The sequence below is a fragment of the Duodenibacillus massiliensis genome (assembly GCF_900128485.1).
In the GTDB taxonomy this organism is placed as follows: domain Bacteria; phylum Pseudomonadota; class Gammaproteobacteria; order Burkholderiales; family Burkholderiaceae_F; genus Duodenibacillus; species Duodenibacillus massiliensis.
This window is the reverse complement of sequence record NZ_LT635859.1, coordinates 229,055-240,921: the sequence shown is the minus strand read 5'-3', so window position 1 is coordinate 240,921 and position 11,867 is coordinate 229,055. Positions and strand designations below refer to the sequence as shown.

8 protein-coding genes are annotated in these 11,867 nt (G+C 56.1%); 2 read left to right on the top strand and 6 right to left on the bottom strand.

Annotated elements, in window-relative coordinates; genetic code table 11:
• Positions 1 to 50: 50 nt before the first annotated feature.
• The 6 genes from BQ7486_RS04065 to BQ7486_RS04040 form a co-directional block, all read right to left on the bottom strand.
• Positions 51 to 1,232: a DUF2863 family protein gene (locus tag BQ7486_RS04065; protein ID WP_022372554.1), complete on the bottom strand. Its 1,182-nt coding sequence runs from the start codon at positions 1,230 to 1,232 to the stop codon at positions 51 to 53.
• 152 nt (positions 1,233 to 1,384) lie between these two features.
• Positions 1,385 to 2,242, bottom strand: a complete 858-nt coding sequence (gene fdhD, locus BQ7486_RS04060; protein ID WP_084765655.1) for a formate dehydrogenase accessory sulfurtransferase FdhD — start codon at positions 2,240 to 2,242, stop codon at positions 1,385 to 1,387.
• Between the two features lie 28 nt (positions 2,243 to 2,270).
• Complete coding sequence (locus BQ7486_RS04055; RefSeq protein ID WP_074009058.1) at positions 2,271 to 3,152, bottom strand: formate dehydrogenase accessory protein FdhE; 882 nt, start codon at positions 3,150 to 3,152, stop codon at positions 2,271 to 2,273.
• A gap of 89 nt (positions 3,153 to 3,241) precedes the next feature.
• Positions 3,242 to 3,976 (bottom strand): cytochrome b/b6 domain-containing protein, encoded by a 735-nt coding sequence (locus tag BQ7486_RS04050; RefSeq protein WP_022372557.1) that lies wholly within the window; start codon positions 3,974 to 3,976, stop codon positions 3,242 to 3,244.
• Positions 3,977 to 3,994: 18 nt separating this feature from the next.
• Complete coding sequence (locus tag BQ7486_RS04045; RefSeq protein ID WP_074009057.1) at positions 3,995 to 4,888, bottom strand: 4Fe-4S dicluster domain-containing protein; 894 nt, start codon at positions 4,886 to 4,888, stop codon at positions 3,995 to 3,997.
• A 33-nt stretch (positions 4,889 to 4,921) separates the two neighbouring features.
• Positions 4,922 to 8,026, bottom strand: a complete 3,105-nt coding sequence (locus tag BQ7486_RS04040; protein WP_074009056.1) for a molybdopterin-dependent oxidoreductase — start codon at positions 8,024 to 8,026, stop codon at positions 4,922 to 4,924.
• A 563-nt stretch (positions 8,027 to 8,589) separates the two neighbouring features.
• Here BQ7486_RS04040 and BQ7486_RS04035 point away from each other — a divergent pair.
• Entirely contained in the window at positions 8,590 to 9,789 is a 1,200-nt protein-coding gene (locus BQ7486_RS04035; RefSeq protein ID WP_074009055.1) for an ATP-binding protein, read from the top strand.
• Positions 9,790 to 9,982: 193 nt separating this feature from the next.
• A complete protein-coding gene (lepA, locus tag BQ7486_RS04030) occupies positions 9,983 to 11,779 on the top strand; it encodes a translation elongation factor 4 (protein ID WP_022372560.1) in 1,797 nt (598 codons plus the stop codon).
• The last annotated feature ends 88 nt before the right edge of the window (positions 11,780 to 11,867 follow it).

Here is an 11,867-nt window from a genome sequence, read left to right as displayed (position 1 = left end):
TAAAACCCCCGTCTTCAGACGGGGGATTGTTTACTGGCCAGCTAAAAGAATCAATTCAGCGTCGGCGCAAACTTCGATTCATCCAATCCCGCAGGCGGCTCAATGTGGCACACATACCCTTCGGGATTGGCGTACAAGGGTGCGCCGCACTCCTCACACCATTCCATCGGAAAGGTCTGCGTCAAGGGAATAATCCGCCCCACGCGGCAGTTATCAAGCACCGCCCCGATAAAGGTCTGATTGTTGTCATTGTCTTCGGGCATCGAGGGCGCCACAACCCCCGCCACCACCTTTGAGGGCTGGTCCTTCACGGAAATACTCACGCGGATTTCGTCCCCGTCACCTTCGTGCGTCTCGCCCCCCATCTTCGTAAAGACCGCAGTCGTGGCAATGAGGTCAGCCGGGCTGTAGCCCATGCAGCAGACGTAATCGACCAAAGACCGTACGGCAAAGATGCGCATCGTGGCATCGGCCTGCCGCCAGCCCGAGAAAAAGCTCGCGGGCGGCTGCACGTCAATCATCGTGCCGATAAAGTCGTTTTGAAGAATCTCCCGCACCCCCAGACAAAAATCCATCACGGTGCGGGCGCGCTCTTCATAAGACTGATTGAGCGGATGAAAAAGCGACGCTGTATCGGGAGCAGAGACGCCTAAAGCGAGGTACCTGACATCCGCAAAATCGGGCGGAGGCGTCGTGGTCACAACCTTGGCGATATCAACAATCCCGGTCTTCGTTTTCTTGGTAAGACGGTCAAGAAGGTGCCTCACGTCCGCAAGGCCCTCGGGGAGGTGATCGGCCGATAAGAGGCAGTCCCCGATCTGCACTGTCGCTTTTTCAGTAGCCCAACCCTTCTGAAAGAGTTCTGCGGTGGCTTTGAGCGCTTCGTTGGAAATCTTCCCGTGCGGAATCAGATACCGGCTCCAGCACATAATGGGGATGAGCACCAAAAGGTGCACGCCCTTCGCGTCCACGCGCGTCTGGGCGCAGTCTTCGGCCATCGAAAGGAGTTCCTCGTAGGCCGGAGACTCTTCTTCTTTTAGGCGGTTTAGGGCCGTTTCAATGACGGCATCTTCTCCCTTATCAAGGGGCGCACGTACCGCGGACTCAAAGCCCGTGTCCACGACGCCGTCTTCAAAGCGGCTTGTGGCTTCTGTGGCCAAACGCGCGTAGCGGATGAGCTCAGAAGCAGCCTCATCCATATCCGTGATATCAGAAGAAAAGTTGTTCGCCATGGTTTAAACCGGTGGGGAAAAAAGCAAAGCGCCCGCAAATTGTGCGTGCGGGCGCAGTCTACATGGCTTAAGGCGTCTTTGAACAGTTAAGAGCCCGAAATCAGCGCCTTTTCCGATGTATTACCGCGCTGCTTAAGCTCGGGGAGGGGATTTTAAAGGCCCTGGAGCCTCTCGGGGTGCGTGTAGATGTTGGCGCGGTTGGTGCGGCAGAAAGCCGCAAGCGTCACGCCACACTGGTTGGCGACGTCAATCGCAAGAGCCGTCGGTGCCGATACAGCAAAGAGAATCTCCACGTTGCAGGCGGCGGCTTTCTGCACCATTTCGTAGGAGGCGCGTGAGCTCACAAAAAGCGCACCGTCCGTCCACCCCGACATTGCTCTGAGGCCCAGCAATTTATCCAAAGCCACGTGGCGCCCCACGTCCTCTGCGCCCCCGGCAGACGTGCCGTCCGGGTTCACCCAAACGGCCGCATGCGTGCAGCCCGTGAGGTTGCCGAGCATCTCGATGTGGCTTAAGTATTCCAATCCTTTATTGAAGTGGCGCATGTCAAAGGTCTGGGTGTGCGCGACGGTGTCCGGAATCCGTACGGCGGAGTCGAGATCCTCCACGCCGCAGATCCCGCAGCCCGTCCGTCCCGTCATCGAGCGGCGACGTTCCTTTAAGTGCCAGAAGTGTTCGCTTGCGATCGTGATGTCGGCGACCTTGCCGCCGCGGCAGCCGTCTTTGATTTCCACGCCGTAGATGTCGGAAAGCGTCGGGACAATGCGCTCCGCGAGCGTAAAGCCCACCGCAAACTCTTCGAGCATCAGAGGCGTACACATCATGACGGCGTGCGAAATGCCGTTATAGGTGAGGGCCACGGGGACCTCTTCAGCGACCCAGTCTTCGAGCTTTTCAACGCAGTCCAACTTATCCACCGTCACGCGGCGGATACCGGCCACGGTCTCAATGTCAGACTTCGCTGACCCGAGTCCCTCGTGAAAAACCTTATTTACGCTGTCGCACGCCATGATGAATTTCCTTTGTGTGGAATCTGACTCAGGCATTGGCCTTTTTGGCCTGTTCTTCACTGTAGTAGGCGGCAAGACCGGAAATGGCGATACCGTCCACATCCTGATCGAAGTTTTCGAGGTCGTTCACGAAAACCGTCGGGAAAGCCGCATGGCAGGACTTGCAGACGTGCAGACGCCGGCTCTCGTCCCCCGAATCATGCACATAGGAGAGGTCGCTTACAGCCTGATCCCCGCACACCGCGCAGCGGATGCGGTCAAAGGGCCAGTGCGCGCCGCACGTGCCGCAGAAAAGCTGCTTCACATTACCGTGGTAGGCGGTGCTCGCCACACACGCAATCGCCGGAAGTCCGCCGCACACCGGGCACTTTAACGGCCGGTTAAAGTGAATCGTGTCTTTCTGGTTGTCGGCAATGCGGCGGTCGGCTTCGCGCACCGAATCCTGCAGGATCACACGAAGCGTGAGATGAATGATGAGGCTCGTGAAGGGCTCAATTTCCGGGTTCATGCTGGCAACCAAGCCTTCCGCGAAGTTTTCGGGATTCACCAAGCCTTTATTGAGCGCCTCATCCGTCGTGACCGTCTTCCAGTCACAGGCCGCGCATTTGGCTTTGAGGTCGTCCGACAACTTGCTTTCCGCGAGATAGGTGTCCGTCAAGGCCTCTGCAATCTTTGCGAAATTTTCGGCGGTGGATTTCGGAGCGGCGGCTGCCAAGAGGGTCTTCACCCCGGTAAGAGCTTTCAGGACATCGTCGCCCGTCCATTCGGGCGCCTCGGCGCTCAAATCCCCGGCAAGATCACAGGCTTCCAGAAGGATCTTTGCGGCGTCCTTTGCCTGAGCTTCAAGCTGGGGATCCTTGAGCGTATTGAGGTGGTTGACGGCATTGCGTACAGACAGACGGCTTGTCATGAAAGTTCTCTTTTTTAAGTGTTGTTGATTGAGAAGGAGAGTGTAAGGTACAAGGGCTTTGAGGGCCCTTGTACCTTCATAACGGCGATTTAAGCAGACTTCTTGTCTTTTTCGTCGTTCACGGTGGTCACGTTCTTGCCGAGCGCAATTTCTTCATTGGCCCAGTAACCCCAGTGATAGGCGGCGTCCGACTCACTCACCTTACCGTCACCGAACATAATCCGGGCGGTACCGCGGTAGGGCTGGAAAATGCCCGCGCCGAGGTAGATGTGGGCAATACCCACAAAGACCGTGAGGAAGAAGAAGACGTCGTGCACGAGGTGTGCCACGAGAACCGTCGTCGGGCTGAATTCCACCTTCCAGCTGCCGTCAGGCAAGAGCCCCGTGTTAAGCCACATAACCATGCCGGAAACGGCAAGGAAGAAGCAGAAGAAGACGAGAGCGCCGTCAGCGAGCCTCTGCGCCGACTTCACGTGGTGCTGCGGCGGCATGTGGACCTTGCCCGGGGCAAAGAGGTAGAACGGGAACTTCATTGCCCACGCAAAATCGTCCTTGTCCCACTTACCGAAGATGTCCTCTTTAAAGAGATGCACAAAGCCCTTGGGGGACTTGATGATTGCCCAGAGAGGAATCAGGATAAAGGGAATAGCGAGGATCCGGTGCAGCATGCGCATGGCGTACGTGAAGTCGCCGCCCATGATGCCGCCCCCGAGACTCGGGACGAAAACGAAGACACCGGTGATCGCAAGAAGGATGCAGCTTACGGCCGCAACACCGTGGGTCACGCGGGTCAGAAGGGAGTGACGCTGAATATAGCGGGTCATTTGTTTCTCCTGATCGTGTTACTGCCGTGATTCACGGCCAAGCAGTTCTTTCACTTCCCGGTCAGCCTTTTCACGCTGTTCGGGTGTCCAGTGTTCCTTGGCCTCTTCAATCGTCACCTTCTTACGGCGGTAGCCGGTGGCGGCAACGAAGGAAGCGGCAAGGCCGGCGACCACTGCGGCGGTACCGATACCGGTGACGGCCTTCATGGTCTTCATGGTGGCGATCATGCTGTTGGGCTTGGGATCGGTCGGAAGCCCGTAGGCTTCGTGACCGTACTTGCAGACCGTGAGGGTATGTAAGCCCCCCATTTCATGTTCACCGTAGAGTTCCGCCTTGTCAAAGCCCTTCTTCTTCAAGAACTCAACACGCTCTTTACCGATGCGGATCATTTCCTCACGGGGCCCGAACTTCAGAGCCTCGGGCTGGCAGGTCTTGACGCAGGCCGGAACCCCGCCTTCTTCCAGACGGTCAAAGCACAGGGTGCACTTATCGATCCTGCTGTCTGTTTTTCTGAAGCGCGGCACATCAAAGGGGCAGGCCGACTGGCAGTACGTGCAGCCGTTGCACTTGTCGGTATCAAACGCAACAACGCCGTTTTCCTTGTGGTAGAGCGCGCCCGAAGAGCAGATCTCAACACACGCAGCATCCGTGCAGTGGTAGCAGGAGCGGCGGCCGATGGCGAAATTCAGAGGCTGGAATTTGTTTCCCGACTCCTTTTCGTCAAAGGTCATGATAAGGCGCGTATTGCCGTTTAAGTCCATCGGGCTCTGATACGACCCCGTGAACTTGTTTTCATTTAACCCCATCGGCGAGGGGAGCATGTTCCACTGTTTGCAGGCAACCTGGCAGCCCTTGCAGCCGGTGCAGTGCGATGAATCAAACAGAATGGCAACTTCTTTTGCTTTAGCCATGTTGTTTTATCTCCTAGTTGACACGGCGCGGACTTAAGCCGCCTTCTCAAGGTTCACGAGGAAGGCCTTGTACTCGGGAATGTAGGAATTGGGATCGCCCACATTGGGAGTCAGGTCGTTGATGTTGTCGCCCCGCGCGAGGTTCGTGGCCCAGGAGAAGTGGTGGGGCATACCCACGACATGCGTGAGTTTGCCGTCAATCATCATGGGCTTCATGCGCTTGGTGACCATCGCAGCAACCTTGACGTCGCCGCGGTTATTCCACACGCGCACCGCGTCACCGTTTTTGATGCCCTTTTCCTTGGCAAGTTCTTCGGAAATTTCGATGAAGTTGCAGGGGCTGATTTCGTTGAGCCACGGGATGTTGCGGGTCTGCGTACCAGACTGCCAGTGTTCAACGACGGAGTAAGTCGTCACGACAAACGGGAAGTCTTTCACATTGCCGCGCTTTATCGACGGGTCATCGGCAAAACGGATGCAGGGGTTACCCTGAGCGCCGTTTAACAGATTCTTTACCGGAGACTCATGCGGTTCGAAGTGTTCAGGGAGGGGCCCGTCTACCATCGGATAGGCAAAGAGGCGCGCATTTTGTTCCCAGTTCATGAAGAACGCATTGTCGTTGGGTTTGGCGGCTGTGACGAAGTCGCCCACGTCGTTTTGCAGCCAATGATCGCCCTTCCATTCCACGAGCACACGCTTGGGATCCCAGGGTTTGCCCTGCGGGTCGGCGGACGCACGGTTATAGAGAATGCGGCGGTTTGCGGGCCACGCAAACGACCACCCCGGAAAGAGCCCGAGCCCCGTGGGGTCAGCCTTACTTCTGCGGGTCATGGGCTGCTTCATGGGATCCATCTTGTCGGCTTCGTTGTTGTAGTAGCCCGAGAAAATCCAGATGCCGCAGGCCGTGGTGCCGTCAGCCTGCAGTTCGCCGTAGCCCTTGATGAGTTTCCCGTCCTTGATGGTGTAGCCGTTAAGGGCCCAGCAAAGGGCACGCAGGTCCGGTTTGCCGTCGATACGGTAGTTGAAATTGGCCTTGAGAATCTGATCGGGGCAGGCGCCGCCTTCCTTTTCGTAAAGCGCACGGAGTTTGTCCCAGATGAGCATCATCATCTCGAAGTCGTTGCGGCATTCTCCCGGCGGTTCAACCGCCTTCTCACGCCACTGGATCCAGCGGCCGGAGTTGTTGATGGAGCCGATCTTTTCGTAGAGGAGGGCTGCCGGCAGGAAGTAGACCTCGGTCTTGACGTCTTCTGCCTTCATGTCGGGAGCCGCCCAGAAAAGCGACGTCTCCGTCTGGAACCAGTCGGCCACCACGAGCCAGTCAAGCTTCGCCATCGATTTACGGGCGTGCTTGGCGTTGGGGGTGGAGTGCGCCGGGTTCATGCCCCAGCAGAAGTAGCCCTTGATCTTGTTGTCACGCATGTCGTTAAAGGACATGATCGTGGAATAGTCACCGTAGTCGAGCTTGGGACTCGTTTTCGGCAGCAGATCGTAGCAGTAGTCGTTTTCCTTGGTGGCGTTTTCGCCAAACCATTCCTTCAGTGCCGACACCCAGAACTTGGGTTTGTTGGAGTAGTAACCCCCGGCATACGTTTCCTTGGAAAGGTACGCAGCAAGCGTCGGATGAGATTTGCCGGTGGGCCAGGAGAGGTAACCCGGCGCCTGGTGCGAAGACACACCCACGTCGGTTGAACCCTGAACGTTGGGTTCGCCGCGCAGGGCATTGATGCCGCCGCCCGCGATACCAACGTTACCCAGAAGCAACTGCACCATGCACATCGCACGGCAGTTCTGAGAGCCGTAGCTGTGCTGAGTCTGGCCGAGGGCGTAAAGAATGGAGCCGGCCTTGTCGCGCGCCCCGGTGGAAGCGTAAACCTCCCAGACCTTCTTCATCACGTCCGGATCCATACCGGTGATGCGCTGCACGAGCTCAGGCGTGTAGCGGGCGTAGTGCTTTTTGAGAATGTTTAAAACGCAATGGGGATCCGTGAGCGTCATGTCGCGCTTTAAAACCTTCAGATCCGGCGTCTTAAATTCGGGCGTACCCGGGCGGTTTACCCAGGCAAAAGCCGAGCCCTCGGACGTGTCCCACTGCAGGTGCTTCGCGACATCGTAGCCCCAGCTCGCGTTGGAATAGGTCTTCGTTTCCGGATCCCAGCCGGAGAAAAGGCCCTTCTCAGGATCGAACTTATAGTCGTCTGTCAGCAGGCACGCGGCATTGGTGTAATGCAGCATGTATTCCTTCTGATAGAGGTTGTTCGAAAGAATGTAATTGATGAGACCGCCGTAGAAGGCAAGGTCGGTACCCGGACGGATGCGGGCGTAGATGTCAGCCTGTGCGGCCGAACGGGAGTAACGGGGGTCGACAACGATCCAGGTCGCGCCCTTATCCTGTGCGCGCTCCACCCAGCGCGACGACAACGGGTGGTTTTCCACGTTGTTCGAACCGATCGACATGATGACGTCGGAATTGGCAAAGTCGCACCAGTGGCTCGTCATGGAGCCGCGGCCAAAGGAGGGCGCCAGGCCCGACACGGTCGAAGAGTGGCACACGCGCGTCTGGTTATCAATGGCGCAGATACCCATGGAACGGGCAAACTTCTGCACAAGCCATCCTTCTTCGTTATTGAGCTGAGCGGCCCCCAAGCTTGCCATACCGTCGCAGCGGTTTACGGTGACATCACCTTCTTTTTCAACGAAGGTCGCGTCACGGGTCTTTTTGATGTGGCGCGCGATTTCTTCAGCAGCCTGATCCCAGCTTAAGCGTTCCCAGGTTTTGCTCCCGGGGCGGCGCACCTGCGGATAGAGCACACGGTCCGGATGAAGTTTTGCCTTACGGTCTTCGGTGACGACGTTACGCAGGCCCCACATTGCGGCGCCCTTCGAGCACAGGCCCCCGAGGTTGACCGGATGGTCCGGGTCGCCTTCGAGGTTGATGAGTTCGCCGTCGCGCGACGAGCAGATCGTGCCGCAGCCGCCGGAGCAGTAGCAGCAGATGTTCGTCACTTCCTTGACGTTACGCAGCTTGTAGGGTTTCTTCGGTTCCTGAGCGGCAAAGGCCGTGCCCGAGGCGGCACCGACAGCACCGCCGCCGAACACCAGTCCGCGCTTGAGGAAACTTCTGCGTGAAAGTTCCATGGATCTCTCCTGAATTCAGGTAAGGGTTACTGCACGGACCTGAGGTCGGTGCCGTTAAGCCCGCCTGTCCGCACTATTCGTTTTGGCGTGAAAGGACCTTTCAGACAAGGCCCTTTTTCGCGTGTCGGCGGCTAGTTTCAAGAAATTTCAGAAGAGCGTCAATCGTTCTGACGGAGCATGTTTTAAAAGGATTTTCGCTATTCTTTTTATGAATAACGTTAGTTCTTTTCAGTAGGAGGATGCCCGAATAGGCAATAACGGCGGGACTTTTTTGAAAATCGGCCGCGAAAGGGCCTTCGACGTCGTACGCACAATGGGATAGGGCGGGATCGTTAAAAAAGGATTAATTTCTGAAAAAAGACTAATCCTTTTCGATTAGATCGCGCAAAAAGGGAAGCATAGCTTTTGATGTGTTTTATCGGCGGTTTTGTGGCTTTTTGGATGCCGGAGACCAACCGGATGACCGGGGGCGATGCCGGACGGCGATCCGGTTCGGTGAAAAAATCTTCAATACGATGAAAGAAATTGCGTAAAATATCTTCATCGTACTGAAGAATTTTGACATGACTTACATCAAGCGGACAATTGCAGAGGATCTTATGCGGCAGACGCCGCCCAAAGCCGTGGTGATTTACGGCGCACGCCGAACCGGCAAGACAACGGTACTGCGGGAGCTTCTCAAAGACGAAGACGTGGTTTGGTATTCGGGTGACGAACCCGATGACCGCGAGATGCTGCGTCTGAATTCCGCAGCTGACGTCAAGGCGCTTCTCACGCGCACCCGCTTTCTGGTGATTGATGAGGCGCAGCGCATCCCCGATATCGGACTCACGTTAAAGCGGCTCGTGGACATGAACGAAACGCTTAAGGAGCCCACGGCGATATTCGTCACCGGGTCTTCGGCGCTTACGCTTGCCGCGGGCGTCAAGGAATCTGCCATGGGGCGGCTCGTGACCCGGCAGCTCTGGCCTTTGTCCTTAAGAGAGCTCGCGCAGTCTCGCGGCAAAGGAAAGACCATTCAGAATCTTGGCTGGCATATGGTCTACGGGCTCTTTCCGGAAGTCTGCAACAAGCCGGAGGAGGCGGCCGATACGCTCACGGATTACGTGGACTCACTCCTTTTTAAAGATCTTTTTGCTTTGGCGGGGGTAAGAATGCCGCTGCCTTTTGAAAACCTCGTCAAGCACCTTGCATTAAACATCGGATCTGAAGTTTCTTTTGACGGACTCGCTCGCGAAGTGGGACTTGCCCGCAACACGGTGGAACAGTATGTGAGGCTGCTTGAAGAGTGTTTCATTGTGAAGGTTTGTCCGTCGTACTCACGCAATCCCGGCAATGCCTTAAAAAAAGGGCGCAAGATCTACTTCTGCGACACCGGGATCCGTAACGCCGTCATCAAAAACTTTGATCCTTTGTCTTCACGCGAAGATGCGGGGGCGCTTTGGGAAAACTTCTTCTATATGGAGCGCATTAAGCTGCATAGCCAGTTAAGGGACCTCACTGAGGTTTATTTCTGGCGTACCACCGGCCGCTCGCCCCGGGAGATCGATTTGGTGGAGGTTGGTCCCAAGAAAATCAATGCTTTTGAGTGCAAACTCTCGCCCACGGCACCTGTAAAGGGAAAGAGTGAATTTTTGAGTGCCTTTAAGGACGCGAATCTCTATCTGGTCACACCCAAAGACATCAGAAGCCCGCTCTTTGACGATGAGGGCGGAAAGAGATTGTCGGATGACAAAAATCTTCATTACGATGAAGAAAAATGACGCAAAATTCTTCAGCGTGCTGAAGAATTTTGACAGAGAAAGATTCTGCGGAAACGTCTGTTTCCTTTGCTAAAATAAGTTGTTTTCAGTAGCCGAAGCTTGGTGCGAGAAGTGCTGTCCTGACTTGCTCAGGATTTTCGCACGAGACTTTGGCCGTATCTTTTTAGACGGTGTCGTACCGACACGTTCTGCTATGGACAATATCCGTAACTTTTCCATTATTGCGCACATCGACCACGGCAAAAGTACGCTTGCCGACCGCCTGATCCAAACCTGCGGCGGTTTGACCGCACGTGAAATGAGCGAGCAGGTTTTGGACAGCATGGATCTCGAGCGCGAGCGCGGCATCACGATTAAGGCGCAGACGGCCTCCCTTAAGTACCGTGCCAAAGACGGCAAGACCTATGAGTTAAACCTCATCGATACCCCGGGGCACGTGGACTTTTCCTACGAGGTAAGCCGCTCGCTTTCGGCCTGCGAAGGGGCGCTTCTCGTGGTCGACGCCACCCAGGGCGTGGAAGCCCAGACGGTTGCAAACTGCTACACCGCGATTGACTTGGGTGTTGAAGTCGTCCCTGTTTTAAACAAGATGGACTTAAACAGCGCCAATCCCGACGCGGCCAAAGAAGAAATCGAGGACGTGATCGGGATTGATGCCACCGACGCCATTCCTTGTTCAGCGAAAACCGGCATGGGTGTGGAAGACATCCTCGAGCGCATTGTTTCGGATATTCCGCCCCCCAAGGGCGATGAAAACGCGCCCCTGCAGGCCTTGATCATCGACAGCTGGTTTGATAACTACGTCGGTATCGTGACCCTGGTGCGTGTGGTAAACGGCGTCATCCGTCCCAAGGACAAGGTGATGCTGATGGCAACGGGCGCTCAGCACCTTGTGGAGCAGGTCGGTGTCTTTACACCGAAAGCTAAGCAGCGTGAGTGCCTCAAACCCGGCGAAGTGGGCTTTGTCGTTTCGGGCATCAAGGAACTCAAAGACGCGCGCGTCGGCGACACGATCACAAGCGCTCAGAAACCGGCCTCTGAACCCCTGCCCGGCTTTAAGGAAGTCAAGCCCCAGGTCTTTGCTGGTCTTTACCCGGTGGAGTCCAACCAGTACGACGCGCTGCGTGAGGCACTTTTAAAGCTGCAGCTTAACGACGCGGCTTTGAAGTTCGAGCCGGAAGTCTCTCAGGCCTTGGGCTTTGGTTTCCGCGCGGGCTTTCTGGGCTTACTGCACATGGACATTGTGCAGGAGCGTCTTGAGCGCGAATACGACATGGACCTCATCACGACGGCCCCGTCCGTTGTGTACGAAGTGCTGATGACAAACGGCGAAGTCGTTCGGGTGGAAAACCCGAGTAAATTGCCGCCCGTTGATAAGATTGCTGAAATCCGCGAGCCCATTGACACCGTGACGATTTTCGTCCCCAACGATTACGTGGGCGCGGTGATGAAGCTTTGTCAGGAAAAGCGCGGTATTCAGATCAATATGGCCTACCACGGCCGCCAGGTGCATCTCACCTACGAGTTGCCCTTGGCGGAGATCGTGCTTGACTTCTTTGACCGCATGAAGTCCATCACCCGCGGTTACGCCTCGATGGACTATGAGTTCAAGGAATACCGGGCGTCTGACGTCGTCAAAGTCGACATGCTCATTAACGGCGACCGCGTGGACGCTTTAAGTTCCATCGTGCACCGCACCAATGCGGTAAGCCGCGGCCGTGACATCGTGACGCGTCTGCGCGGGCTCATCCCGCGTCAGATGTATGACGTGGCGATACAGGCAGCAATCGGCGGAAACATTATTGCCCGCGAAAACGTGAAGGCTTTGCGCAAGAATGTGCTTGCGAAGTGCTACGGCGGCGACATCACGCGTAAGAAGAAGCTTCTGGAAAAGCAAAAGGCCGGCAAAAAGCGCATGAAGCAGGTGGGAAGCGTGGAAATTCCGCAGGAAGCCTTCCTCGCCATCCTTCAGGTTGATGACAAGAAATAATTCGGGCCCACGACAGTCAACTACCCCTGACTGAAGTCAGAGGCTTGGCAACAAGTCTTGGTTGACTAGCCTCAGTCCGTTTTCGGAC

What these genes read in the sequence shown, in the direction of transcription:
- BQ7486_RS04065 (WP_022372554.1), bottom strand. Translation starts at nt 1,232, where the DNA reads ATGGCGAACAACTTTTCTTCTGATATCACGGATATGGATGAGGCTGCT.
- fdhD (WP_084765655.1), bottom strand. Translation starts at nt 2,242, where the DNA reads ATGGCGTGCGACAGCGTAAATAAGGTTTTTCACGAGGGACTCGGGTCA.
- BQ7486_RS04055 (WP_074009058.1), bottom strand. Translation starts at nt 3,152, where the DNA reads ATGACAAGCCGTCTGTCTGTACGCAATGCCGTCAACCACCTCAATACG.
- BQ7486_RS04050 (WP_022372557.1), bottom strand. Translation starts at nt 3,976, where the DNA reads ATGACCCGCTATATTCAGCGTCACTCCCTTCTGACCCGCGTGACCCAC.
- BQ7486_RS04045 (WP_074009057.1), bottom strand. Translation starts at nt 4,888, where the DNA reads ATGGCTAAAGCAAAAGAAGTTGCCATTCTGTTTGATTCATCGCACTGC.
- BQ7486_RS04040 (WP_074009056.1), bottom strand. Translation starts at nt 8,026, where the DNA reads ATGGAACTTTCACGCAGAAGTTTCCTCAAGCGCGGACTGGTGTTCGGC.
- BQ7486_RS04035 (WP_074009055.1), top strand. Translation starts at nt 8,590, where the DNA reads ATGACTTACATCAAGCGGACAATTGCAGAGGATCTTATGCGGCAGACG.
- lepA (WP_022372560.1), top strand. Translation starts at nt 9,983, where the DNA reads ATGGACAATATCCGTAACTTTTCCATTATTGCGCACATCGACCACGGC.